27 protein-coding genes and 3 pseudogenes are annotated in these 25,735 nt (G+C 40.0%); 22 read left to right on the forward strand and 8 right to left on the reverse strand.

Annotation, left to right across the window (positions count from 1 at the left end):
- Window positions 1-21: 21 nt before the first annotated feature.
- The 7 genes from ACWPV5_RS02920 (at window position 22) to ACWPV5_RS02950 (ending at window position 4,363) form a co-directional block, all read left to right on the forward strand.
- On the forward strand, window positions 22-198 hold the full coding sequence (locus ACWPV5_RS02920) for a PspC domain-containing protein (protein ID WP_219966943.1): 177 nt from the start codon (window positions 22-24) through the stop codon (window positions 196-198).
- 58 nt (window positions 199-256) lie between these two features.
- Window positions 257-391, forward strand: a complete 135-nt coding sequence (locus ACWPV5_RS02925) for a DUF4044 domain-containing protein (RefSeq protein ID WP_000863859.1) — start codon at window positions 257-259, stop codon at window positions 389-391.
- A gap of 63 nt (window positions 392-454) precedes the next feature.
- Window positions 455-1,765, forward strand: coding sequence for a GTPase ObgE (obgE, locus tag ACWPV5_RS02930; protein WP_219966566.1), 1,311 nt, complete (start codon window positions 455-457; stop codon window positions 1,763-1,765).
- A 9-nt stretch (window positions 1,766-1,774) separates the two neighbouring features.
- Window positions 1,775-1,933: a hypothetical protein gene (locus ACWPV5_RS02935; RefSeq protein ID WP_060805680.1), complete on the forward strand. Its 159-nt coding sequence runs from the start codon at window positions 1,775-1,777 to the stop codon at window positions 1,931-1,933.
- 300 nt (window positions 1,934-2,233) lie between these two features.
- Window positions 2,234-2,875: an amino acid ABC transporter permease gene (locus ACWPV5_RS02940; protein ID WP_060805681.1), complete on the forward strand. Its 642-nt coding sequence runs from the start codon at window positions 2,234-2,236 to the stop codon at window positions 2,873-2,875.
- A 9-nt stretch (window positions 2,876-2,884) separates the two neighbouring features.
- Complete coding sequence (locus ACWPV5_RS02945) at window positions 2,885-3,514, forward strand: amino acid ABC transporter ATP-binding protein (protein ID WP_261053964.1); 630 nt, start codon at window positions 2,885-2,887, stop codon at window positions 3,512-3,514.
- A gap of 9 nt (window positions 3,515-3,523) precedes the next feature.
- The gene (locus ACWPV5_RS02950; RefSeq protein ID WP_261053966.1) at window positions 3,524-4,363 is read left to right on the forward strand and encodes an amino acid ABC transporter substrate-binding protein; all 840 of its coding nucleotides are present in this window, start codon (window positions 3,524-3,526) and stop codon (window positions 4,361-4,363) included.
- A gap of 167 nt (window positions 4,364-4,530) precedes the next feature.
- Here ACWPV5_RS02950 and lysS read toward each other — a convergent pair whose 3' ends face one another.
- The 5 genes and pseudogenes from lysS to ACWPV5_RS02975 form a co-directional block, all read right to left on the reverse strand.
- A complete protein-coding gene (gene lysS, locus ACWPV5_RS02955; RefSeq protein ID WP_261053969.1) occupies window positions 4,531-6,021 on the reverse strand; it encodes a lysine--tRNA ligase in 1,491 nt (496 codons plus the stop codon).
- Window positions 6,022-6,158: 137 nt separating this feature from the next.
- Window positions 6,159-6,776: pseudogene (locus ACWPV5_RS02960) on the reverse strand (histidine phosphatase family protein).
- Entirely contained in the window at window positions 6,773-7,258 is a 486-nt protein-coding gene (locus ACWPV5_RS02965; RefSeq protein WP_219966570.1) for an aminoacyl-tRNA deacylase, read from the reverse strand. The pseudogene ACWPV5_RS02960 and the gene ACWPV5_RS02965 overlap by 4 nt, the downstream one beginning before the upstream one ends.
- Window positions 7,258-8,100 (reverse strand): DUF368 domain-containing protein, encoded by an 843-nt coding sequence (locus tag ACWPV5_RS02970; protein WP_454382202.1) that lies wholly within the window; start codon window positions 8,098-8,100, stop codon window positions 7,258-7,260. Before ACWPV5_RS02970 ends, ACWPV5_RS02965 begins: the two co-directional genes overlap by 1 nt.
- A gap of 94 nt (window positions 8,101-8,194) precedes the next feature.
- Window positions 8,195-8,995 carry a glycoside hydrolase family 25 protein gene (locus ACWPV5_RS02975; RefSeq protein ID WP_454382204.1) on the reverse strand — a complete coding sequence of 267 codons (801 nt, stop codon included), beginning with the start codon at window positions 8,993-8,995 and terminating at the stop codon, window positions 8,195-8,197.
- A 163-nt stretch (window positions 8,996-9,158) separates the two neighbouring features.
- Here ACWPV5_RS02975 and glmU point away from each other — a divergent pair, with 163 nt between their 5' ends.
- The 8 genes and pseudogenes from glmU to ACWPV5_RS03015 all read left to right on the forward strand — a co-directional run.
- Entirely contained in the window at window positions 9,159-10,538 is a 1,380-nt protein-coding gene (gene glmU / locus ACWPV5_RS02980) for a bifunctional UDP-N-acetylglucosamine diphosphorylase/glucosamine-1-phosphate N-acetyltransferase GlmU (protein ID WP_219966572.1), read from the forward strand.
- Between the two features lie 9 nt (window positions 10,539-10,547).
- On the forward strand, window positions 10,548-11,093 hold the full coding sequence (locus ACWPV5_RS02985; RefSeq protein WP_219966573.1) for an NUDIX hydrolase: 546 nt from the start codon (window positions 10,548-10,550) through the stop codon (window positions 11,091-11,093).
- Between the two features lie 11 nt (window positions 11,094-11,104).
- Window positions 11,105-11,416, forward strand: a complete 312-nt coding sequence (gene macP, locus ACWPV5_RS02990) for a cell wall synthase accessory phosphoprotein MacP (protein WP_101504294.1) — start codon at window positions 11,105-11,107, stop codon at window positions 11,414-11,416.
- A gap of 16 nt (window positions 11,417-11,432) precedes the next feature.
- Window positions 11,433-12,125, forward strand: a complete 693-nt coding sequence (locus ACWPV5_RS02995; RefSeq protein ID WP_219966574.1) for a 5'-methylthioadenosine/adenosylhomocysteine nucleosidase — start codon at window positions 11,433-11,435, stop codon at window positions 12,123-12,125.
- A 76-nt stretch (window positions 12,126-12,201) separates the two neighbouring features.
- Complete coding sequence (rocS, locus tag ACWPV5_RS03000; RefSeq protein ID WP_000021242.1) at window positions 12,202-12,693, forward strand: chromosome segregation protein RocS; 492 nt, start codon at window positions 12,202-12,204, stop codon at window positions 12,691-12,693.
- Between the two features lie 256 nt (window positions 12,694-12,949).
- Complete coding sequence (locus ACWPV5_RS03005; RefSeq protein ID WP_454382219.1) at window positions 12,950-13,540, forward strand: 3'-5' exonuclease; 591 nt, start codon at window positions 12,950-12,952, stop codon at window positions 13,538-13,540.
- 8 nt (window positions 13,541-13,548) lie between these two features.
- A complete protein-coding gene (locus ACWPV5_RS03010) occupies window positions 13,549-15,312 on the forward strand; it encodes a glycerophosphoryl diester phosphodiesterase membrane domain-containing protein (protein WP_454382221.1) in 1,764 nt (587 codons plus the stop codon).
- A gap of 342 nt (window positions 15,313-15,654) precedes the next feature.
- Window positions 15,655-15,922, forward strand: a pseudogene (locus tag ACWPV5_RS03015) (IS5/IS1182 family transposase); the annotation flags it as partial.
- Between the two features lie 20 nt (window positions 15,923-15,942).
- On the opposite strand, the gene ACWPV5_RS03020 reads toward ACWPV5_RS03015, so the two are convergent.
- Window positions 15,943-16,383 (reverse strand): DUF6556 family protein, encoded by a 441-nt coding sequence (locus ACWPV5_RS03020; protein ID WP_261085244.1) that lies wholly within the window; start codon window positions 16,381-16,383, stop codon window positions 15,943-15,945.
- 138 nt (window positions 16,384-16,521) lie between these two features.
- Here ACWPV5_RS03020 and ACWPV5_RS03025 point away from each other — a divergent pair, with 138 nt between their 5' ends.
- The 5 genes from ACWPV5_RS03025 (at window position 16,522) to ACWPV5_RS03045 (ending at window position 21,791) form a co-directional block, all read left to right on the forward strand.
- On the forward strand, window positions 16,522-17,664 hold the full coding sequence (locus tag ACWPV5_RS03025; protein ID WP_454382223.1) for a cysteine desulfurase family protein: 1,143 nt from the start codon (window positions 16,522-16,524) through the stop codon (window positions 17,662-17,664).
- 8 nt (window positions 17,665-17,672) lie between these two features.
- Complete coding sequence (thiI, locus tag ACWPV5_RS03030) at window positions 17,673-18,887, forward strand: tRNA uracil 4-sulfurtransferase ThiI (RefSeq protein ID WP_219966579.1); 1,215 nt, start codon at window positions 17,673-17,675, stop codon at window positions 18,885-18,887.
- A 136-nt stretch (window positions 18,888-19,023) separates the two neighbouring features.
- Window positions 19,024-19,848 (forward strand): alpha/beta hydrolase, encoded by an 825-nt coding sequence (locus ACWPV5_RS03035; protein WP_219966580.1) that lies wholly within the window; start codon window positions 19,024-19,026, stop codon window positions 19,846-19,848.
- A 23-nt stretch (window positions 19,849-19,871) separates the two neighbouring features.
- Complete coding sequence (locus tag ACWPV5_RS03040; RefSeq protein ID WP_000546753.1) at window positions 19,872-20,612, forward strand: esterase family protein; 741 nt, start codon at window positions 19,872-19,874, stop codon at window positions 20,610-20,612.
- A gap of 12 nt (window positions 20,613-20,624) precedes the next feature.
- A complete protein-coding gene (locus tag ACWPV5_RS03045) occupies window positions 20,625-21,791 on the forward strand; it encodes an ATP-grasp domain-containing protein (protein WP_153193317.1) in 1,167 nt (388 codons plus the stop codon).
- 30 nt (window positions 21,792-21,821) lie between these two features.
- Here ACWPV5_RS03045 and ACWPV5_RS03050 read toward each other — a convergent pair whose 3' ends face one another.
- Window positions 21,822-21,947: a hypothetical protein gene (locus ACWPV5_RS03050; RefSeq protein ID WP_371470574.1), complete on the reverse strand. Its 126-nt coding sequence runs from the start codon at window positions 21,945-21,947 to the stop codon at window positions 21,822-21,824.
- Window positions 21,948-22,143: 196 nt separating this feature from the next.
- Window positions 22,144-22,385: pseudogene (locus tag ACWPV5_RS03055) on the reverse strand (IS630 transposase-related protein); the annotation flags it as partial.
- Window positions 22,386-22,693: 308 nt separating this feature from the next.
- Between ACWPV5_RS03055 and ACWPV5_RS03060 the strand changes: the two are divergent.
- Both ACWPV5_RS03060 and ACWPV5_RS03065 read left to right on the forward strand, forming a co-directional pair.
- Window positions 22,694-23,716 (forward strand): branched-chain amino acid aminotransferase, encoded by a 1,023-nt coding sequence (locus ACWPV5_RS03060; RefSeq protein ID WP_153226070.1) that lies wholly within the window; start codon window positions 22,694-22,696, stop codon window positions 23,714-23,716.
- A 22-nt stretch (window positions 23,717-23,738) separates the two neighbouring features.
- The gene (locus tag ACWPV5_RS03065) at window positions 23,739-25,706 is read left to right on the forward strand and encodes a peptide ABC transporter substrate-binding protein (protein ID WP_084888356.1); all 1,968 of its coding nucleotides are present in this window, start codon (window positions 23,739-23,741) and stop codon (window positions 25,704-25,706) included.
- Window positions 25,707-25,735 lie beyond the last annotated feature (29 nt).

Consider the following 25,735-nt stretch of genomic DNA (forward strand, 5'->3'; position numbering starts at 1 on the left):
ACAGCTATGAAAAAACAATTAATGAGAAGTGGGCGTGACAAAAAGATTGCGGGTGTTTGTGCTGGAGTGGCCTATTATCTAGATATAGATCCAACTATCGTTCGCGTAATATGGGGTGTCCTTGCTTTCTGTTACGGAGCGGGAATTGTAGCTTATATCATTTTATGGATTATTGCGCCAGTAGCAACTGACTATTGAAAACTAGCTCAATTCATGCTAAGATAATAGAAAATAGAATGTAACGAAGGAGATAAAAATGGCATTTGGAGATAATGGAAATCGTAAAAAAACTATGTTTGAGAAAATAACCTTGTTTATCGTGATTATCATGCTAGTAGCAAGTTTATTGGGAATTTTTGCAACTGCAATTGGTGCCCTCAGTAATCTATAAAATAGATTCAAGAAAATTTAGTGACTGGGATTTCCCAGCCCTTTTTTAAAGTGAGAAGAAAAAATGAGTATGTTTTTAGATACAGCTAAGATCAAGGTCAAGGCTGGTAATGGTGGTGATGGCATGGTTGCCTTTCGCCGTGAAAAATATGTCCCTAATGGCGGTCCTTGGGGCGGTGATGGTGGTCGTGGAGGCAATGTCATCTTCGTTGTAGATGAAGGTCTACGTACCCTCATGGATTTCCGCTATAATCGCCATTTCAAGGCTGATTCTGGTGAAAAAGGGATGACCAAAGGGATGCATGGTCGTGGAGCTGAGGACCTTAGAGTTCGAGTACCACAAGGTACGACTGTTCGTGATGCAGAGACTGGCAAGGTTTTGACAGATTTGATTGAACATGGTCAAGAATTTATCGTTGCCCACGGTGGTCGTGGTGGACGTGGAAATATTCGTTTCGCAACACCAAAAAATCCTGCACCGGAAATCTCTGAAAATGGAGAACCAGGTCAGGAACGTGAGTTACAATTGGAACTAAAAATCTTGGCAGATGTCGGTTTAGTAGGTTTCCCATCTGTAGGGAAATCAACACTTTTAAGTGTTATCACATCTGCTAAACCTAAAATTGGTGCCTACCACTTTACGACCATTGTGCCAAATCTAGGTATGGTTCGCACCCAATCAGGTGAATCCTTTGCAGTAGCTGATTTACCAGGTTTGATTGAAGGGGCTAGTCAAGGTGTTGGTTTGGGAACTCAGTTCCTCCGTCACATTGAGCGTACCCGTGTCATCCTTCATATTATTGATATGTCAGCTAGCGAAGGCCGTGATCCTTATGAGGATTATCTTGCCATCAATAAAGAGCTGGAGTCGTATAATCTTCGTCTCATGGAGCGTCCACAGATTATTGTATCCAATAAGATGGATATGCCTGAGAGTCAGGAAAATCTTGAAGAATTTAAGAAAAAATTGGCTGAAAACTATGATGAATTTGAAGAGTTACCAGCTATCTTCCCAATTTCCGGATTGACCAAGCAAGGTTTGGCTACGCTTTTGGATGCTACAGCTGAATTGTTAGACAAGACACCAGAATTCTTGCTCTACGACGAGTCAGATATGGAAGAAGAAGCTTATTATGGATTTGATGAGGAAGAAAAAGCCTTTGAAATTAGTCGTGATGACGATGCGACATGGGTGCTTTCTGGTGAAAAACTGATGAAACTCTTTAATATGACCAACTTTGATCGTGACGAATCAGTCATGAAATTTGCTCGCCAACTTCGTGGTATGGGAGTTGATGAATCTCTTCGTGCGCGTGGTGCTAAGGATGGAGATTTAGTCCGCATTGGTAAATTTGAGTTTGAATTTGTAGACTAGGAGACTGGTATGGGAGATAAACCGATATCTTTCCGAGATGCGGATGGAAATTTCGTTTCCGCTGCAGATGTTTGGAATGAAAAGAAATTGGAAGAACTATTTAATCGTCTCAATCCAAATCGTGCCTTGAGATTGGCACGAGCTAAAAAAGAAAATCCATCACAGTAAAGAAGATAAAACTCCAATTATCAGTCAAGTTAACGGTAACGAATAGAAGCTAAGGTCGAGAAAGGGCAAAATTTGTCCTTTCTTTTTACTTATAAATTATAATATATTGAAATAGAATGTAAACAAATAGACTAGGGAATTCAAATCAAATTTCTAACAAGGCTTTATAAGTAGTGTTGTCCTATTCTAGCTTCAAGATACTGTATTTTTTCTATTGAAAAAGAATTTTTTTACAAAAATAGTTGGTTATTTAGTTTATTTATGCTATAATAGGAGCAATTATTTTTAGGAGGTGTCAGTATGTCTTATTTGTTTGAGATATTACCGAGTTTATTGAGCGGTGCAAGCATGACTTTACAGGTTTTTGTGCTGGTCTTGATTTTTTCTATTCCCTTGGGCGTTTTGATTGCCTTTGCCTTGCAAGTCCATTGGAAGCCCCTCCATCATCTGATTAACATTTACATTTGGATTATGCGAGGGACACCCTTGCTCTTGCAATTGATCTTTATCTATTATGTGCTACCAAGTATTGGGATCCGTTTAGATCGCCTTCCTGCGGCTATCATTGCCTTTGTTTTGAATTATGCGGCTTACTTTGCTGAAATTTTCCGTGGGGGGATTGATACCATTCCTAAAGGTCAATATGAGGCTGCCAAGGTCTTGAAGTTTAGTCCTTTTGACACAGTTCGCTATATTATTTTGCCTCAGGTGACCAAGATTGTTCTTCCTAGTGTCTTTAATGAGGTTATGAGTTTGGTCAAGGATACTTCTCTGGTCTATGCTCTAGGAATTTCAGATCTTATCTTGGCGAGTCGAACAGCTGCCAACCGTGATGCTAGTTTGGTTCCTATGTTCTTAGCAGGAGCCATTTACTTAATTTTGATTGGTATTGTGACCATTCTTGCCAAAAAAGTTGAGAAGAAGTACAGTTACTATAGATAGGAGGCTGCCATGTTAGAATTACGAAATATCAATAAGGGTTTTGGTGAAAAGCAAATTTTGTCCAATTTCAGTCTAAGCATTCCTGAAAAACAAATCCTGGCTATCGTTGGGCCTTCTGGTGGGGGTAAGACAACTCTCTTACGTATGCTTGCAGGTCTTGAAACCATTGATTCAGGGCAAATATTTTATAATGGAGAATCTTTAGAATTGGATGAATTGGAGAAGCGAAATCTACTGGGATTTGTCTTCCAAGATTTTCAACTTTTCCCTCATTTATCAGTTCTAGACAATTTGACCTTATCTCCTGTGAAAACCATGGGAATGAAGCAGGATGAGGCTGAGCAGAAGGCGCGAGGTCTTTTGGAACAGTTAGGACTGGCTGGTCATGCAGATGCCTATCCTTTCTCACTATCTGGTGGGCAAAAGCAACGGGTGGCCTTGGCGCGTGCTATGATGATTGACCCAGAAATCATTGGCTACGATGAACCAACTTCTGCTCTAGATCCAGAATTGCGCTTGGAAGTGGAAAAACTGATTTTGCAAAATAGGGAACTTGGGATGACGCAGATTGTGGTTACCCACGATTTACAATTCGCTGAAAATATTGCAGATCAGATTCTCAAGGTTGAGCCCAAGTAGGAGGTGACGATGACTAATAAGAAAATTGCTTTGGTATTGGTTTCGTTCCTGACTCTCTTTTTAACGGCTTGTACTCAGAAGGCTAGCAATCCAAAGCAGGATAACTGGGATAAGTATCAAGAGCAAGGCAGTATAACCATTGGTTTTGACAATACCTTTGTACCCATGGGATTTGAAGAAAAGAATGGCCAATATACGGGCTTTGATATTGACTTAGCACAAGCAGTTTCTGAAAAATTAGATTTTAAGGTGCAATTTCAGCCAATTGACTGGGATATGAAGGAAACGGAACTGCAAAATGGGACCATTGATGCCATCTGGAATGGCTATTCTGCCACTGATGAACGCCGAGAGAAGGTTGCCTTTAGCATTCCTTATATGGAAAATCAGCAAGTTCTGGTTACGAAGAGAAGCCAGCAAATTCATTCAGTAGAGGAGATGAAGGATAAGGCCTTGGGTGCCCAAGCTGGGTCCTCTGGTTATCTTGACTTTGAGGCCCAGCCAGATTTATTGAAAAATCGTGTCAAAGACCAGAAGGCCAATCAATACCAGAGTTTCAATGAAGCCTTGATTGATTTGAAGAATGACCGAATTGATGCCTTGTTGATTGACCGAGTGTATGCTAATTACTACCTCCAGTCTGAGGGGATATTAAATGACTATAATGTTTTTTCAGCAGGATTTGAAAGTGAATCCTTTGCGGTCGGAGTTAGACCAGCAGACAAGAGATTGCTGCAAGCATTAAACCAAGCCTTTATCGCACTACACCAAGAAGGGAAGTTCCAAGAGATCAGCCAAAAATGGTTTGGAGATGATGTAGCAACAAAAGAAGTGAAAAGTAGAGATTGAGTGTTTCCTCAGTCTCTTTTTGCATCAAAAAATCCTCTGACAAGAGCCAGAGGATAAGAGCTTATACTCAATGAAAATCAAAGAGCAAACTAGGAAGCTAGCCGCAGGCTGTACTTGAGTACGGCAAGGCAACGCTGACGTGGTTTGAATTTGATTTTCGAAGAGTATTATTTCATTGTTGGGAAGAGCAATACATCACGGATAGTGTTTGTATCAGTGAGGAGCATGCAGAGACGGTCGATACCGATTCCCAAACCACCTGTTGGTGGCATACCGTATTCAAGGGCCTCGATGTAGTCATAGTCGATGCCTGTTGCTTCATCGTCACCAAGTTCTTTGGCTTTAGCTTGGGCTTCAAAACGGCTAAGTTGGTCGATTGGGTCGTTCAATTCAGTAAAGGCATTACCGTACTCCTTAGTCATGATGAAGAGCTCGAAACGGTCAGTAAAGCGTTCGTCTTCAGGATTCTTCTTAGCGAGTGGAGATACAGCTACTGGATGGCCATAGACAAAGGTTGGTTGGATCAAGGTTTCTTCAACAAACTCTTCAAAGAAGGCATTGATAATGTGACCAACCTCAGTGTAGTGTTTCTCAACTGGAACTTTCTTCTCAGCAGCGATAGCTTTGGCTTCCTCGAAAGTCATGTCTTGCCAGAAATCTACACCAGTAATTTCCTTGATAGCATCCACCATGTGAACACGCTTAAATGGTTCATTGATTTTGATTTCAGTTCCTTGGTAGTTAACTGGGCCTTCGCCTTTGACAGCTTTAGCAGCATGTTGGATAATGCCTTCCGTCAAGTCCATGATGTCTTGGAAGTCTGCATAAGCTTGGTAGACTTCGATAGAAGTAAATTCAGGGTTATGAGTAGCATCCATTCCTTCGTTACGGAAGATACGGCCAATTTCATAAACGCGTTCCATACCACCTACGATTAGGCGTTTCAAGTGAAGCTCAGTCGCGATACGAAGCACCATGTCAATGTTTTGGGCATTGTGGTGAGTGATAAATGGACGGGCAGAAGCACCACCAGCTTCGTTATGAAGAACAGGTGTTTCCACTTCAAGGAAACCTTTTTGATCAAGGTAACGACGGATTTCAGAAATGATTTTTGAACGAGTGACAAAGCGCTCAAAGCTTTCACGGTTAGAAATCAAGTCAAGGTAACGTTTACGGTAAATTGTTTCAACGTCTGTCAAACCATGGAATTTCTCTGGTAGAGGACGAAGAGCCTTAGACAAGTGTGTGATGTGAGTAGCCTTGATAGAGAGTTCTCCCATATCTGTACGCATCACTTCGCCTTCGACACCAAGGAAGTCACCAAGGTCTGCTTTTTTGAAGATTTCATAGTTTTCTTCACCGACAGCATCCTTACGAACGTAGATCTGGATTTGACCTTCGCGGTCTTGAAGGTGGGCAAAACCTACTTTACCTTTACCACGTTTGGTTACCAAGCGTCCTGCGATAGTAGCTGTTTCGTTTTTATCGTGTAATTGTTCTTTATCGAGATCAGCAAATTTATCTTTTAATTCTTGTGAATTTGCAGTGCGTTCAAAGCGTTTTCCGAAAGGATCAATTCCTTGTTCACGGAGCGCAGCCATTTTTTCACGGCGAACGATCTGCTGGTCATTTAGTTCTTCCATATGTTCTGTTGACATGGGATCCTCCTAGTTTTACTCAAAATTGAATACGATGAGTCATTTTTTGCGATACTCCCATTTTATCATAAATAAGCAAGAAATTCACGGATAATCTTTCAAAACTAAAAAGAACTTGACGCTATAATCAAGTCCTGTTATTGATAGGAAGTATCATTCCAAGTATCGAGAGTAAATGTTTCAAAATCATGGGTTTCTAGAATGGTCAGGCTGGCATTTGCTAGACCACCATCTTTACGAAGAAGTGGTTCTTTATAGCCTAAAAGAGTACGAAGACTGGCAGTAAGATTGGCACCGTGACCGACAATTAGAATACGCTCAGCCGGACTATCTTTTAATGATTTGATAAATTGGATGGTCCGTTGCGTGGTGCTATAGAGGGATTCGGCTCCAAACATTTGAGTGTCAAATTGAGCAAGATTAGATCGAAAAGCTTTGATTTGTTGTGGGTAAATAGCTTCCAAGGTTGCAATTTTCAAACCTTCCAACTTCCCCAACTGCCATTCACGGAGATTAGGAACACTTTCTAAAGGACAGGGCGTTTTGAGTTGACTTTGGATAATCTCGGCAGATCTGACCGCTCGAGGTAAATCACTTGAATAAATCTGATCAAAAGGAATATCCTTGAGATACTGGCCAAGTCGTTTTAGGGTGTCAATGGATTAAGGAAGAAGGGGAGAGTCTCCACTAGCACCTTGAAAGCGTCCTTCTTGGTTCCAGACGGTACGACCGTGGCGGACAAAGTAGAGTTTCATTCTTGGTTGCCCTCCAAAATATCTACAAAGTCAGCCTTTACAAAGCTAGCCAAGTCTTGGGGAGCAACGATAATGCTGTGACCAATTTCCCCTGCAGAGACAATCATTTGATCCAAGTCTAGAGCGATCTTATCGATAAAAATGGGATAATTGTGTTTCTGACGAATTCCGACGGGATTATTGGCTCCATGAATATAACCTGTTGTTTTTTCCAAGTCCTTTTGTGGAATCATGCTCACTTTTTTATTGCCAGAAATTTTGGCTAGTTTCTTTTCCGACAAGTGTTGAGTGATAGGGACAATTCCGATAATCGGTCCTGTTTTATCTCCCAAAAGAGCCAAGGTTTTGAAAATCTGATCTCGTTCATAACCTTGAGGAAGCTCTCCTTCCAGGGCATTGATTTGAATCCCCTGATGTGGGATACCTGCTTTAGACAGGATTTGTTCCACCAATGTTTTTTTGATTTTAACTTTTTTTGCCATTATTTATACTTATCCTCCAATTGGCTCATCCAAATACCAAGCCAAATTCCCAACGCAAAGAAGAAGGCGATGATGACATATCCAACAAGTGAAAGACCTGTGTATTGGATACTTTCAGCGTTTCCTGCATTTGGAATCAAGATCAGAAGGGTACTAGAAAGTACGATACCGATGATGAAATGATAGACGCGTGAGTGGTAGTTGTTTAAGGCATAATCCATCAATTTTGAAAAAATGATGAGAGTTGCACCTGCACCAATTCCAATCGGGAAGAAGGTTCCCAAGAGATCAAAGGTTTTAAAACCAGTCAACATAGGAGCATAGAGTCCCAAAATCAAAAGTAGATTTGATGGACTGAGGCCAGGAACCAATACGCCAAGAGCCAGCAGTGCACCTGCTAGTACGAAATTAAGAAAGCTAGCACTTAAGGTTCCAACTACAAAATTTAAGGCATAGAGACCTAGTCCAGAAATGATAAAGGTTGCCCAGAACCAAGCTAAATCAATCTTGTCTCGGTCAGATTCTCGAGTTGATTCTTTTAGAAGGCTAGGAACTGTACCAATGATGGCACCCGCAAAGCTCCATAAGACAAAGATCTGATAATTTTCAAGCAGGTATTCAATCGGGTAGGAAAATAAGCCGATTCCCAGAAGCATACCGATGGCAACTGGAATAAAGTACAAAACATTTTCTTTGAAGTCTTTAAAGGGATGGGCCAGAAAGCCAATCATCCGTTCATAAATTCCTAAGATTGCTGCTAGAACCCCTCCGGAAATTCCCGGTAAGATAAATCCAAGAGCAATGACAATCCCTTTAATAAGGCGTGCTAACCATGAGAGCATATGTTTCCTCCAACTATTTCTATTTCAAAAAATCCTTACTATATTGTATCACAATCAAACACAAAAAGAAAAAGCAAATGCTAAACAAATGCTTTTAAGGTTTTAAAAAGAGTTTTCTAAAGGTTTCTTCTTTGTTTTTTAAGGAAGAGATGACGTTGATATCTAAATCGTGGTCAAAGCCAGCAATTTTTCCTTTAGAAGTGTACTGGTGGATGTCGTAATCTAAGTCCGTATTAGGTTTGCTTTCGAAAAATCCAGTATTTGAACCGTATGAAGGAATCCAAACAGACGTAAACTTGTCCGTATCAATACTGTGTTCTTCCATGAAGTAGACCCCAACGTAGATACCGATGTTTTTAGCACCTAGCGATTCTAGTTTTGCACGAAAGGCTTCAACCCCTTCGTTCATATTGGACATGGTTTTATCTTCCACGTCTAGCCAATAGTAGCTAGGGCTGTATGGCGATGAAGCGTTATAAAAAACTTCAGCGGCCTTTTCCATTTCTTGGACACTTTTTCCAGCTACATAGGCATAGACACCAACTGGTACATTTCGTTTTTGAAACTCGGTAATATGGGTTTTAAAGGCCTTATCTACCCCATTAACAAAGGAAGCATCGTTTTCTTTTAAAGACTGAGCGCCACTATGGACACGAACGATAGCTCCAGAAATGTTTTGGGACAGAGTATCGTAATTTATTTCCTCAGGACGTTGCCAACCAGAAACATCAATTACCGGTTTATCTATATTGTGTAGCGCTTGTGTTTTTACTTGCGCGATATTTGACTTTGTTTTTACAGGATGGTCCTCAAAACGAGGGCGATTCAGGATTAAAATGAAAATCATAATCCCAAAAAAACCAAATAAAATAAGCGGATTAATTTTTTTTCTCATATCTCATAATTCTACCTTAAAAATGAAAAAAAATCAAAAAAATACTCAAAAAATGGGTTAGGGAAAGGACTTTAGAGCATTTAGAGCATTTTTTCATTCAAGGGCGCGGAATGATTTGAAATATGGTATAATAAAAGGGAATTTCTAGAGAAAAGAGAAGATTATGTCAAATTATGCCATTATTTTAGCAGCGGGTAAAGGGACTCGCATGAAATCTGATTTGCCAAAAGTTTTGCACAAGGTTGCAGGTATTTCTATGCTGGAACACGTTTTCCGTAGTGTGGGAGCTATCCAACCTGAAAAGACAGTAACAGTTGTAGGACACAAGGCGGAATTGGTTGAGCAGGTCTTGGCTGGACAGACAGAATTTGTGACTCAATCTGAACAGTTAGGGACTGGCCATGCAGTTATGATGACAGAGCCAATTTTGGAGGGTTTGTCAGGTCACACCTTGGTCATTGCAGGGGATACTCCTTTAATCACAGGTGAAAGCTTGAAAAATTTGATTGATTTCCATATCAATCATAAAAATGTGGCCACTATCTTGACTGCTGAAACGGATAATCCTTTTGGCTATGGACGAATTGTGCGTAATGACAATGCTGAAGTTCTTCGCATTGTTGAGCAGAAGGATGCTACAGATTTTGAAAAGCAAATCAAGGAAATCAACACTGGAACATATGTTTTTGACAACGAGCGTTTGTTTGAGGCTTTGAAAAATATCAATACCAATAACGCTCAAGGAGAATACTATATTACAGATGTTATTGGTATTTTCCGTGAAGCTGGTGAAAAAGTTGGCGCTTATACTTTGAAAGATTTTGATGAAAGTCTTGGGGTAAATGACCGTGTGGCACTTGCGACAGCTGAGTCAGTGATGCGTCGCCGCATCAATCATCAGCACATGGTCAATGGTGTTAGCTTTGTCAACCCAGAAGCAACTTATATTGATATTGATGTTGAGATTGCTTCTGAAGTTCAAATCGAAGCCAATGTTACCTTGAAAGGGCAAACGCAAATTGGTGCTGAGACTGTTTTGACAAATGGTACATATGTAGTGGACAGCACTATTGGAGCAGGAGCTGTCATTACCAATTCTATGATTGAGGAAAGCAGTGTTGCAGACGGCGTAACTGTCGGTCCTTATGCCCACATTCGTCCAGGTTCAAGTCTGGGTGCCCAAGTCCATATTGGTAACTTTGTTGAGGTTAAAGGTTCTTCTATCGGTGAGAATACTAAGGCTGGTCATTTGACTTATATTGGAAACTGTGAAGTGGGTAGCAAGGTTAATTTTGGTGCTGGAACTATTACAGTCAACTATGATGGCAAAAACAAATACAAGACAGTCATCGGTAACAATGTCTTTGTTGGTTCAAATTCAACCATTATTGCGCCAGTAGAACTTGGTGACAATTCCCTCGTTGGTGCTGGATCAACTATCACTAAAGATGTTCCAGCGGATGCTATTGCTATTGGTCGCGGTCGTCAGGTCAACAAAGACGAATATGCAACACGCCTTCCTCATCATCCTAATAATCGGTAGGAGCCTATCATGGAATTTGAAGAAAAAACGCTTAGCCGAAAAGAAATCTATCAAGGACCAATATTTAAACTTGTTCAAGATCAGGTTAAATTACCAGAAGGTAAGGGAACTGCACAGCGGGATTTGATTTTCCACAATGGAGCTGTCTGTGTTTTAGCTGTAACGGATGAGCAAAAACTCATCTTGGTCAAGCAGTACCGTAAAGCCATTGAGGCAGTCTCTTACGAAATTCCAGCCGGAAAATTGGAGGTAGGAGAAAACACAGACCCTGTCGCAGCAGCACTTCGTGAATTAGAGGAAGAAACAGCCTACACAGGGAAATTAGAACTTTTGTATGACTTTTATTCAGCCATTGGCTTTTGTAATGAAAAGTTAAAATTATACCTAGCGAGTGACTTGACAAAGGTTGAAAATCCGCGCCCTCAGGATGAAGATGAAACCTTGGAAGTCCTTGAAGTGAGCCTAGAAGAAGCTAAGGAATTGATCCAATCAGGTCATATTTGTGATGCCAAGACAATTATGGCTGTTCAGTATTGGGAATTGCACAAAAAATAGAGGAGGTTAGTATGGGTAAACCTTTATTAACGGATGAAATGATTGAAAGAGCTAATAGAGGCGAAAAAATTTCAGGTCCCCCTTTGCTAGATGATGAGGAGACTAAGATTTTACCAACCTCTTCTTCCCGTTTTGGTTATGCCAATCCTAAGGGACATAGCTTTAGCCAAGAAACCTTGAAGATTCAGGTCGAACCGTCTATTCATAAAAGCCGTCGCATTGAAAATACCAAGAGAAATGTCTTCAATTCTAAACTGAATAAAATCTTATTTGCAGTCATCTTTCTCTTAATTTTGCTTGTCTTAGCAATGAAACTTTTGTAATAGAAAAGGAATTGAAATGAAAATAGGAATTATTGCGGCTATGCCAGAAGAACTGGCTTATCTGGTCCAGCATTTAGACAATGCCCAGGAGCAAGTTGTTTTAGGCAATACCTATCATACAGGAACCATTTCCTCGCATGAAGTCGTTCTTGTAGAAAGTGGAATTGGTAAGGTTATGTCTGCTATGAGTGTGGCGATTTTGGCTGATCATTTCAAAGTGGATGCTTTGATTAACACTGGATCTGCTGGTGCAGTAGCAGAGGGTATTGCTGTTGGGGATGTTGTGATTGCTGACAAATTAGCCTATCATGATGTGGATGTTACAGCTTTTGGCTATGCTTATGGACAAATGGCGCAACAACCGCTTTATTTCGAGTCAGATAAAACCTTTGTTGCCAAAATCCAAGAGAGTTTATCTCAATTGGACCAAAAATGGCATCTTGGTTTGATTGCTACAGGAGATAGTTTTGTTGCAGGAAATGATAAGATAGAAGCTATTAAGTCTCATTTCCCAGATGTTTTAGCCGTGGAGATGGAGGGGGCAGCTATTGCTCAGGCAGCGCATGCTCTTAATCTTCCAGTCTTAGTTATTCGAGCTATGAGTGACAATGCCAACCATGAAGCAAACATCTCTTTTGATGAGTTTATTATCGAAGCAGGACGTCGCTCTGCCCAAGTCTTATTAGCCTTTTTGAAGGCTTTAGATTAAGCGGAAATTTGACAGTTTTTCTAGCTTATGATAAGATTTAAGTAAAGAAAAGCTAGAAAACGTTTCAGAGGATATTATGAGTATTGAAATGACCGTCAGTGAGATTGCAGAGGTCTTAGGATTATCTCGCCAAGCAATCAATAACCGTGTCAAAGAATTACCAGAAGAAGACACAGATAAAAATGACAAAGGGGTAACAGTCGTTACCAGAAGTGGCTTGATTAAGCTAGAAGAAATCTATAAAAAAACGATTTTTGAAGATGAGCCTGTCAGTGAAGATGTCAAGCAACGTGAACTGATGGAGATTCTGGTTGATGAGAAGAATGCAGAAATTCTTCGTCTTTATGAACAATTAAAAGCCAAGGATCGTCAGTTATCAGAAAAAGACGAGCAGATGCGTATCAAAGACCGTCAGATTGCTGAGAAAGACAAACAACTCGATCAGCAGCAACAATTGACCCTTCAAGCCATGAAGGATCAAGAAAATCTTAAGCTAGAGCTGGACCAAGCAAAAGAAGAAGTCCAATCCACTAAGAAAGGCTTTTTTGCTCGTTTATTTGGAGGATAATCAAGGAGCTGTTTAGGTTAAATGCTAACCTGATGGCTTCTTTTATTTCTAATCTAAATAGTATAGTTGCTCAATTAATACTCAATGAAAATCAAATAGCAAACTAGGAAGCTAGCCGCAGGCTGCTCAAAGCACTGCTTTGAGGTTGTAGATAAGACTGACGAAGTCAGTTACATATATCTACGGCAAGGCGACGTTGACGTGGTTTGAAGAGATTTTCGAAGAGTATAAAATAACAGTATAGGAGAGGTAGAAAATGGAACGATTAGAAGATTACATTGCTTTTGACTTAGAATTTAATCAGCATGAAGGACAAACACACTTGATTCAAGTATCGGCAGTGCGTTTTAGAGATGGTCAGGAAATCGATGCCTATGATTCCTATGTTCATACCAATGTACCTTTAAAAAGTTTTATCAATGGTTTGACTGGGATTACAGCCGAGACCTTAAAAGATGCTCCTCCAGTGGAGGAAGTCATAAAAGAATTCCAAGATTTTGTGGGTGCTTTGCCGATGGTTGGATACAATGCTGCTAAAAGTGATTTGCCTATTTTAGAAGAGCATGGTTTAGATTATAGCCAGCAGTATAAGGTGGATTTGTATGATGAAGCTTTTGAACGTCGGAGTTCGGATTTACATGGTATTGCCAATCTCAAATTGCAAACTGTTGCCTCGTTTCTTGGGTTTCAAGGTCAGTCTCATAATAGTCTAGAGGATGCTCGGATGACGGCGCGTGTTTACGAGTCCTTCCTAGAGTCGGATCAAGCTAGAGAATTGTTAGAGACAGAAAGTAGCCTATCAAACAATCCTTTTGGCGGCTTGGACTTGTCTCAATTATTTGACTAGGAGTGCCTATGAAACCTGAAAAACCTAAAAATCTAGGTTTTAGGAAAATCTACTTTAATCTAGATAAAATTCTCTTTCTCTTTTTCTTGATATTCATGATGATTGAGTTTGTCTGGTTACCACTTAATTCTTGGATTGCTGGACTGTTACTCCGTCAGACAGGTTATCTCTTTCTTTCATACAACAATATTTTTGCCATTATAAAAGGGTCGCCATTTGTTAGTCTTGCTTTATTTGTTCTGGTAATCGTTAATTTACTGATCGCCTATTACCAGATAGGACTTCTCTTTATCGGAGCTCGACACCTCCTCTATCACGAAAGGAGGACATTGCTGGAGTATAGTCGCAAGGTCTTTCGCCAAAGTTTCTTGTTTATGAGGCAAGTGACGATTTCCAAAATGGCCTTTATCTTCTTTTATGTCATGATGCTCTTTCCATTGATTCGAAAGATTTTAAAGATTTATTACCTCAATAAAATTGTCATTCCGGAATTCATAGTAGCCTATATAGAAGATAAGTACTGGTTGGTCGGTTTGGTAATCACTGTTCTAGCCTTGTTGCTGTTTTACATTTCAATACGTTTGATGTTTGCCCTAACCCAGCTTTTGTTTGAGAAGAAAACAGTCAAAGAAGCAGTCAAATACAGTCTAGAGAAGACAAGAAAGCACTCCTGGTTTTATATCTGGAACTTGCTTTGGATTATCGTTAAAACCTACCTATTTTTCATTCTTCTCTTGATTCCAATCTTGGCAAGTCAGGTACTGATGGATGGTCTGACCCATAAGGAATCTCTTGTATTAGGAATCATTAATTTTGTCTTGATTAAGAATTTCCACTATATGGCCTTGACTTACTTTCTCATTAAGTTTGTTTCCTTTTTGACAGGGGAGGAACTAGAAATCACACCAAGGAGAAAGAAAGACCACTGGATGAGATGGGGAGTGATGGGATGTGCTGGTATCTTTTTCGCTCTTGAGGGTTATGTTTATTTAGAAGCTCCAGTTGCCAATAAACCTTTAATTATCTCTCACAGGGGAGTATCTAATAAGAATGGTGTGCAAAATACAGTCCAATCTTTAGAAAAGACGGCTCAGTTATCTCCAGATTTCGTTGAGACGGATGTTCAGGAAACAAAAGATGGCCAGTTTGTCATGATGCATGATGCCAATATCAAGAATCTGACAGGAGTTAATGCCAATCCTCAGGATCTAACTTTGGATGAATTAACCAAACTTGATATTTCTGAAAATGGCTATCATGCCAAGGTATCTAGTTTTGATGACTACCTTAATAAAGCCAATGAATTGCATCAGAAACTTCTTATTGAGATTAAAACCAGTCGAAAAGATAGCCCATATATGATGAAACGCTTTTTGGAAAAATATGGAATGGTTCTTGAGCAGAATGGTCACCAAATGCAATCCTTGGACTATCATGTGATTGACCAGGTGCTAGCCTACGATTCTCAAATTCCAGTCTATTTCATTCTGCCTTATAATAGTATTTTTCCAAGAACCAAGGCTACAGGTTATACTATGGAGTATTCAACTTTGGATGAAAATTTTGTCAACAAGCTTTGGAATACCGATCAGAAATTGTACGTGTGGACCATCAATAGTTCAGAGTCCTTTGATAAATCTGTTCATTTGGGAGCTGATGGCATGATAACAGATGACTTGGAAATGATTCAAGAGCAGGTTACCATTGCCCAAGAAGACCCTGAGTATACTGAATTGCTTTTCAAACAGGCCATGGAATTCTTTAATTTTTAGTAAGCAAAAAGAGGTTGATCAAAAATTCACCTCTAAAATAGTAAAAAAACGAGCGATGTATCAGTTGGATATGCTCGTTTTATTATGCCATGGTTTATAATTGATACTCAATGAAAATCAAAGAGCAAACTAGGAAGCTAGCCGCAGGTTGCTCAAAGTACAACTTTAAGGTTGCAGATAAAACTGACGAAGTCAGTAACATACGTACGGTAAGGCGATGCTGACGTGGTTTGAAGAGATTTTCGAAGAGTATGAAATAAGAATAAAACAGGAAGTAATGCCTATGAAGTGGTTGAACTAGGTTATTTATGTCAGATGTAAAAGGGTTACTAACTTCTGCGTGAAGAAGGCTTTCGAATTTATGTCAAACAGAAAATGGATGTTTCCCCTTTTGGGGCAGATGAGAGAGTATTGTTGGCATGTGCAGAGTTTATGTTAGAAATAAATAAGCTGTCATAACATCGCTAGGATTCATCTTTATGAGTATGAATCTTACAAAATTGGTCAAGAATCTAGCGTCTAAAACATCAATTATACAAAAACACAGTCTCTCTTTAGCTTGATTGTGGTCAAGACAGAAGTTACTGCGCAGTTTTATTTTTTGAGTTGATTTTTTCTTAGATCATGTGCTTACTGAGGATTGCTTTTATTTTCTGAAGTTGGAGTATTATTGGACTGTTTTTCATTATCAGTAGCAGGTTTACTTGGAGCAGTAGCAGGAGTAGAAGAATCCTGAGTTGATGTTTTCTGCTCTTCTTTTTTCTCTTCCTTGACGCTGGCTTTTGGTGTTTCCTCTTGCTGTGTTTTTTCTTGAGTGGTGTTAGTTTCTTTATTGGGACTAGTGTTTTCCTTAGGGGATTCTTTTTGAATTTCTTTGACAATGGTTGTCGTCTGGCTTGTCGTAGGTTCTTTTTTAGTATTTTGGTTATTATCCAATGCGTTCATAATCGTGATACTTGCGGTAATCAAGCCAAGGATACTAGCGATTGTAGCAACGGTTTTTTGAAAGACTGTAAAGCCTTTTTTGATGTGTTCTGTTTTTGGTTTTGAAGTTCTACGATAATTAGACATACATTCTCTCCTTTGATTAAAACTTATTATACCGCATTTCTTTAAAAAAATCTTAAAAAAAGAGGAATTGCCCTTTCTTGTCGCAAGCTCCGTTTCATGATACAATAGAAGGAGTGATTTTAGAAAGCGTGAGAAAACATGATTTACTTTGATAATTCGGCGACGACCAAGCCCTATCCTGAAGCACTTGAAACTTATATGCAGGTCGCTTCAAAAATTTTAGGAAATCCATCTAGTCTCCATCGTTTGGGAGACCAGGCAACACGAATTTTAGATGCTTCCCGGCAACAGATTGCAGATTTAATCGGTAAGAAAAGCGATGAAATCTTCTTTACTTCTGGTGGGACAGAAGGAGATAACTGGGTTATCAAGGGTGTGGCCTTTGAAAAGGCTCAGTTTGGAAAGCACATCATTGTATCAGCCATTGAACATCCGGCAGTCAAAGAGTCAGCCCTTTGGTTGAAATATCAAGGTTTTGAAGTGGATTTTGCTCCAGTTGATAACAAAGGATTTGTGGATGTTGAGGCACTAGCAGATTTGATAAGACCTGATACGACCCTCGTTTCCGTCATGGCTGTGAACAATGAAATTGGCTCGATTCAACCTATTCAAGCTATTTCAGAACTGTTAGCAGACAAGCCGACTATTTCCTTCCACGTTGATGCGGTTCAGGCACTTGCCAAGATTCCGACTGAAAAGTATCTGACAGAACGAGTGGATTTCGCGACTTTCTCTGGTCACAAGTTCCACGGAGTTCGTGGTGTTGGTTTTGTCTATATCAAGTCTGGTAAGAGAATTACGCCACTGTTGACTGGTGGTGGTCAGGAGCGTGATTACCGTTCGACAACTGAAAATGTAGCAGGGATTGCAGCAACAGCTAAGGCCCTCCGTTTGTCTATGGAAAAGCTAGATATCTTTAGGACCAAGACTGGACAGATGAAAGCTGTTATTCGCCAAGCCCTTCTGGACTATCCAGATATTTTTGTCTTTTCAGATGAGGAAGATTTTGCCCCTCATATCTTGACTTTTGGAATCAAAGGTGTTCGTGGTGAGGTTATTGTTCACGCTTTTGAAGACTATGATATTTTCATCTCAACGACCTCTGCTTGTTCGTCCAAGGCTGGGAAACCTGCAGGAACCCTGATTGCCATGGGAGTGGATAAAGATAAGGCCCAGTCAGCTGTGCGTCTTAGTCTAGACCTTGAAAATGATATGAGTCAGGTCGAGCAGTTTTTGACCAAGTTAAAATTGATTTACAATCAAACTAGAAAAGTAAGATAGGAGCATTCATGCAATATTCAGAAATTATGATTCGCTACGGTGAGCTGTCAACTAAGGGTAAAAACCGTATGCGTTTCATCAATAAACTTCGCAATAATATTTCAGACGTTTTGTCTATCTATCCCCAAGTTAAGGTAACGGCAGATCGTGACCGTGCCCACGCTTACCTCAATGGAGCAGATTACACAGCAGTAGCAGAATCGCTCAAACAAGTTTTTGGAATTCAAAACTTTTCCCCTGTTTATAAGGTTGAAAAATCTGTAGAAGTTCTGAAGTCTGCTGTCCAAGAGATTATGAAAGATATCTACAAGGATGGCATGACCTTTAAAATTTCTAGCAAGCGTAGCGACCACAACTTTGAGTTGGATAGTCGTGAACTCAATCAAACACTTGGAGGAGCTGTATTTGAAGCTATTCCAAATGTGCAAGCTCAAATGAAAAATCCTGATATCAATCTTCAGGTGGAGATTCGTGAGGAAGCTGCTTATATTTCTTATGAAACTATTCGTGGGGCCGGTGGTTTGCCAGTTGGAACTTCAGGTAAAGGGATGCTTATGTTGTCAGGAGGGATTGACTCACCTGTAGCAGGTTATCTTGCACTGAAACGTGGTGTAGATATCGAGGCCGTTCACTTTGCTAGTCCACCTTACACCAGTCCTGGAGCCCTTAAAAAAGCTCAAGATTTGACTCGTAAATTGACCAAGTTTGGGGGCAATATCCAGTTTATCGAAGTGCCTTTCACAGAGATTCAAGAGGAAATCAAGGCCAAAGCGCCAGAAGCCTATCTCATGACCTTGACGCGTCGTTTTATGATGCGGATTACTGACCGTATTCGTGAGGTACGAAATGGATTGGTTATTATCAATGGGGAAAGTCTTGGTCAAGTAGCTAGCCAGACCTTGGAAAGCATGCAGGCTATTAACGCTGTGACCAACACTCCAATTATTCGTCCAGTTGTGACAATGGATAAGTTGGAAATCATTGACATTGCTCAGGAAATCGATACCTTTGACATTTCAATCCAACCGTTTGAAGACTGTTGTACCATTTTTGCGCCAGATCGTCCAAAGACTAATCCTAAGATTAAGAATGCAGAGCAGTATGAAGCACGTATGGATGTTGAAGGTTTAGTTGAGCGAGCTGTGGCTGGAATCATGATTACTGAGATTACACCGCAGGCTGAAAAAGATGAAGTGGATGACTTGATTGATAATTTGCTCTAATCAGAAAATCCAGAAGAATTTAGAAAAATAAATGAAAAAGTTAGTTTTTAATTCCAAAAACGGAAGCAAAACTAACTTTTTTTCTATAATTGTGATATAATGAAATAAAATTTTGAATATAGAGAGTTTTCTGACAATGAATCAATCCTACTTTTATTTAAAAATGAAAGAACACAAACTCAAGGTTCCTTATACAGGTAAGGAGCGCCGTGTGCGTGTTCTTCTACCTAAAGATTATGAGAAAGACACGAATCGTTCCTATCCTGTTGTATACTTTCATGACGGGCAAAATGTTTTTTATAGTAAGGAGTCTTTCATTGGTCATTCATGGAAGATTATCCCAGCTATTAAGCGTAATCCTGATATCAGTCGCATGATTGTCGTAGCCATTGACAATGATGGAATGGGGCGGATGAATGAGTATGCAGCTTGGAAGTTCCAAGAATCTCCAATCCCAGGGCAGCAGTTTGGCGGTAAGGGTGTGGAGTATGCCGAGTTTGTCATGGAGGTGGTCAAGCCTTTTATTGATGAAACTTATCGTACAAAAGCAGACCGCCAGCATACAGCCATGATTGGTTCCTCACTAGGAGGCAATATTACCCAGTTTATCGGTTTGGAATACCAAGACCAAATTGGTTGCTTGGGCGTCTTTTCATCTGCCAACTGGCTCCACCAAGAAGCCTTTAACCGCTATATCGAGCGTCAGCAACTATCGCCTGACCAGCGTATCTTTATCTATGTTGGAACAGAAGAAGCAGATGATACAGACAAGACCTTGATGGCTGGCAATATCAAACAAGCCTATATCGACTCGTCTCTTCAGTATTACCATGATTTGATAGCAGGTGGGGTACACTTAGATAATCTTGTTTTGAAAGTTCAGTCTGGTGCCATCCATAGTGAAATCCCTTGGTCGGAGAATTTACCAGACTGTCTGAGATTTTTTGCAGAAAACTGGTAAGGTAAAGTAAGAAAGGAGAAAATATGCATATTGAACATCTTAGCCACTGGAGTGGCCATCTTAACCGTGAAATGTACCTTAACCGTTATGGTCATGCTGGGATTCCAGTTGTGGTCTTTGCTTCATCAGGTGGTAGTCACAATGAATACTATGATTTTGGCATGATTGATGCTTGTGCTTCCTTTATTGAGGAAGGCCGTGTCCAATTCTTTACCCTATCTAGTGTGGATAGTGAGAGTTGGTTGGCCACTTGGAAAAACGGTCACGACCAAGCGGAGATGCACCGTGCCTACGAACGCTACGTGATTGAGGAGGCCATTCCTTTTATCAAGCATAAGACAGGTTGGTTTGATGGCATGATGACGACAGGTTGCTCGATGGGCGCCTACCATGCACTCAATTTCTTCCTTCAGCATCCAGATGTATTTACCAAAGTGATTGCTCTCAGTGGTGTTTACGACGCACGTTTCTTTGTCGGCGATTACTATAACGACGATGCTATTTACCAAAACTCGCCAGTTGATTATATCTGGAACCAAAACGACGGCTGGTTTATTGACCGTTACCGTCAGGCAGAGATTGTGCTGTGTACAGGACTTGGAGCTTGGGAACAAGACGGTCTGCCATCCTTCTACAAGCTTAAAGAAGCCTTTGACCAGAAACAAATTCCAGCCTGGTTTGCTGAATGGGGACACGATGTCGCCCACGACTGGGAATGGTGGCGCAAACAAATGCCTTATTTCCTCGGCAATCTCTATTTATAAAAGGAGTTACCTATGAATTACCTTGTTATTTCTCCCTACTATCCACAAAACTTTCAACAGTTTACCATTGAACTAGCTAATAAAGGAATCAACGTCTTGGGAATTGGTCAGGAACCTTACGAGCAATTGGATGAACCTTTACGCAATAGCCTGACCGAGTATTTCCGTGTGGACAATCTTGAAAATATAGATGAAGTCAAGAGAGCAGTTGCTTTTCTCTTTTATAAACATGGCCCGATTGACCGCATCGAGTCTCATAATGAATACTGGCTTGAGTTGGATGCAACACTCAGAGAACAATTCAATGTTTTTGGTGCCAAACCAGAGGATCTCAAAAAGACGAAATTTAAGTCTGAAATGAAGAAGCTTTTCAAAAAAGCAGGTGTCCCTGTGGTCCCTGGAGCTGTTATCAAGACGGAAGCAGATGTTGATCAAGCAGTGAACGAAATCGGCCTTCCAATGATTGCCAAACCTGACAATGGAGTGGGAGCAGCCGCGACCTTTAAGCTTGAGACAGAGGACGATATCAATCACTTCAAGGCTGAGTGGGATCATTCAACTGTTTATTTCTTTGAGAAATTTGTCACCTCTAGCGAAATTTGCACCTTTGATGGTCTAGTGGACAAGGAAGGAAAGATTGTCTTTTCAACAACCTTTGACTACGCCTATACACCGCTTGATCTCATGATTTACAAGATGGACAATTCTTATTACGTTCTCAAGGATATGGATCCTAAATTACGTAAATATGGTGAGGCAATTGTCAAGGAATTTGGTATGAAAGAACGGTTCTTCCATATTGAGTTCTTCCGTGAGGGGGATGATTATATTGCCATTGAGTACAATAACCGTCCTGCAGGTGGGTTTACCATTGATGTTTATAACTTTGCCCATTCCTTGGACCTCTATCGTGGCTATGCAGCCATTGTCGCAGGAGAAGAGTTCCCAGCGTCAGAATTTGAACCTCAGTATTGTTTGGCTACTTCTCGCCGTGCAAATGCTCACTATGTTTATTCAGAAGAGGATTTGATTGACAAATATAGCCAGCAGTTCAAGGTTAAAAAAATCATGCCAGCGGCCTTTGCGGAACTTCAAGGAGATTACCTGTATATGTTGACAACTCCGAGTCGACAAGAAATGGATCAGATGATTAAGGACTTTGGTCAGCGTCAGGCTTGAGAGACTATCGGATTAAGGAAATTCACTCCCTTAGTCCTTTTGTTTTTTATAAGAAACACAGCGGATTGAAACAAGAGTAGGACAATTTTTGAGGTGCTTTTTGATATGAGCCCAGGTTTTCTCAATAAGATTGTACTCAGGTGAGTGGGGAGGAATAAGAAATAAAGCTACTTTTCTGGGGCTTGTTCATAGTAGGTATGATTCTTTTTTTCGAGTGTAGCCTATAGCTTTGAGAGCATAGTGGATAGTATAGTAGATTGAAATAAGATGTGAACAAAGTGATTGAGAAAGTCAATTTTTTCTAAAAATGTTTTAGCAACCGTAATGTGCTATTCTAGATTCAATACGCTATAGTTGGATGACAGCCAAATTCAGAAGCTATTTCAGTCAAATAAGCGTCTGGATTGTCGGTAAGATAGTTTTTAAGTCTGTCTCTATCAACTTTTCTTGGTTTTGTTCCTTTTACTTGATGGTTTAGATCACCTATTTTCTCTTTTAGATAATGGTATTACGTGAGATTTGGAATTCTGTTATACTACCTGTTCGCTTACAATAGGCAAGAACTTTTTTACGTAAATCTATTGAATATGGTATAAGATGACTGTACCACATTGTGTACTATCTTTAGTTCATTTTATCATATCTCTGTCGAAACAGGTTACTAATATTAATGTACGGGCTCTATGTATGTCAAAAATAAGTTCAGTTATTGAATAGATTTTACTAAACGAGATAGAAGAATAATTTGAGTCTTTTATGCAATCTCCATATAGGATTCATTACGACAGATACCTTAGATTCTTTTTATTGAAGAAATTTTCTGAAAATTACAAAATATACTTGCTATTTTAGAAAAAAAGTGTAGAATATAAGAAATAGGTTTTTAGAATAAGGAGTGGAATATGACAGTAACGATTGATTGGGAAAATCTTGGTTTTTCCTATATGAAATTACCTTATCGCTATATTGCTCATTTTAAAAATGGACAATGGAATCAAGGAGAACTTACAGAAGATGCAACCTTGCATATTTCAGAGTCTTCTCCAAGTCTTCACTATGGTCAACAAGCCTTTGAAGGTTTGAAAGCTTACCGTACTAAGGATGGTAGTGTTCAACTTTTCCGTCCTGACGAAAATGCTAAACGTCTGCAACGTACTTGTAATCGTCTCTTGATGCCACAAGTTCCGACAGACATGTTTGTAGAAGCTTGTAAGGCAGTTGTCCGCGCGAATGAAGAATACGTACCACCATATGGAACAGGTGGAACCCTTTATCTTCGTCCACTTTTGATTGGTGTTGGAGATATTATCGGGGTTAAACCAGCAGAGGAATACATTTTCACCATCTTTGCTATGCCAGTTGGAAATTACTTTAAGGGTGGATTGGTTCCAACCAACTTCTTGATTCAGGATGAATACGACCGTGCAGCGCCAAATGGTACAGGTGCAGCTAAGGTTGGTGGGAACTATGCTGCCAGTCTCTTGCCAGGGAAATTGGCCAAGTCACGTCATTTCTCAGATGTTATCTATCTAGACCCATCAACTCATACAAAGATTGAAGAAGTCGGTTCAGCTAACTTCTTTGGAATTACAGCTGATAATGAATTTGTAACACCATTGAGTCCATCTATCTTGCCATCTATTACTAAGTATTCTTTGCTTTATTTGGCAGAACACCGCTTGGGCTTGACTCCTATTGAGGGGGATGTCCCAATTGATAACCTTGACCGCTTTGTAGAGGCAGGTGCCTGTGGTACAGCAGCAGTTATTTCACCAATTGGTGGAATTCAGCACGGTGATGATTTCCATGTATTCTATAGTGAAACAGAAGTAGGTCCTGTGACTCGTAAACTCTATGATGAATTGACTGGTATTCAGTTTGGTGATATTGAAGCGCCAGAAGGTTGGATTGTAAAAGTAGATTAAAACAAACAAAAGGAGATTTTTGATGAAATCGAAAAAGTGGCTCTTAACAGCAGGAGTGGTCCTGAGCACAACAGCTCTTTTAGTGGCTTGTGGAAAAGCTGATAAAGAAGCAGATGCACCGACAACATTTTCATATGTCTATGCAGTAGATCCGGCATCTTTGGATTATAGTGTAGCGACTCGTACATCTACAACAGATGTCATCGGGAACGTGGTTGATGGCTTGATGGAAAACGACCAATACGGAAATGTTATTCCTTCCTTGGCTGAAGATTGGTCTGTCTCAAAAGATGGTTTGACTTATACCTACAAACTTCGTAAAGGAGTTAAATGGTACACTTCTGAAGGTGAAGAATATGCAGAAGTAACAGCCCATGACTTTGTAACAGGACTAAAACACGTAGCTGACGGTAAGTCAGACGGTGTCTCTCTCATCCAAAATTCAATCAAGGGCTTGGATGCCTACATGACTGGTGAGACCAATGATTTCTCTACAGTTGGTGTCAAGGCCTTGGACGATTACACAGTTGAATATACCCTAAACAAACCAGAAAGTTTCTGGAACTCTAAAGTCACCACAGCAACGATGTTGCCTGTAAATGAAGAGTTTTTGAAGGCATCAGGTAAAGATTATGGAGCAGTTACTCCAGCAGGAATTCTCTACAATGGACCTTATATCTTGAAGACCTTGACTTCTAAATCGTTGATTGAATACGAGAAAAACCCAAATTACTGGGATAAAGAAAAGGTAAAAATCGAAAAGATTAAATTGACTTACTACGATGGTTCTGATCAGGAATCGTTGATTCGTAGTTTCTCTTCTGGTGCCTATACGACAGCCCGTCTCTTCCCAAGTAGCTCAAACTTTGCTTCTACTTTGGAACAATACGGAGATAAAATCACTTATAGCCCACAGGACTCAAGTAGCTATTACTTCACCTTTAACGTAAATCGTCAGTCATATAATAAAACTGCGAAAACAAGTGAAGAGCAAAAAACTTCAACTAAAGAAGCTATGCTGAATAAGGACTTCCGTCAGGCTATCAACTTTGCCTTCAACCGCCATTCTTATGCTGCACAGCTAAATGGTGAAGACGGTGCGGACAAGATTATTCGTAACAGCCTTGTTCCTGACAATTTTGTACAAGCAGGGGGTAAAAACTTTGGTCAAATCGCCCAAGCTGAGTTGGTGAACTATGGTGACCAATGGAAAGGTGTTGAGCTAGTTGACGGTAAGGATTCTATCTATAATCCTGACAAGGCTAAAGCTGCGTTCGAAAAAGCTAAGAAAGACTTGGAATCTAAAGGGGTAACTTTCCCAATTCATTTGGATGTCCCAGTTGAACAAACAGATACCATCGCCGTTCAACAAAGTAATTCTTTCAAACAGTCTATCGAATCAACTCTTGGTGCAGAAAATGTTGTCATTGATGTTCTTCAAATGACAGATAATGAAAAGGAAACAATCACTTCTCAAGCGCGTGTTCCTTCTCAAAAAGACTATGATTTGAACAGTACAGGATGGGCTCCAAGCTATCAAGACCCAGCATCTTACTTGAATATCATGGATCCTAAATCAGGTTCTGCTATGAAACACCTTGGTATTACTAAAGGAAAAGATAAGGATGTTGTAGCGAAACTTGGTTTGGACCAATATAAGAAATTATTGGATGATGCAGATTCAGAGACTACAAATCTTGAAGAACGCTATGAAAAATATGCCAAGGCTCAAGCTTGGTTGACGGATAGTTCATTATTGATGCCGACAGCCTCATCTGGTGGTTCTCCAGTTGTAAGTAATGTCGTGCCATTCTCAAAACCATACTCACAAGTTGGTATTAAGGGTGACCCATATATCTTTAAAGGGATGAAATTGCAAAAAGATATTGTTACAACAAAAGAATATGAAGAAGCACTGAAAAAATGGCAAAAAGAAAAATTGGAATCAAACGGTAAGTACCAAAAAGAACTAGAAAAACACATTAAATAAAGCAGAAAACTCTATATCAGACTTGGAAT

The sequence above is a fragment of the Streptococcus sp. Marseille-Q7156 genome, from assembly GCF_965119495.1.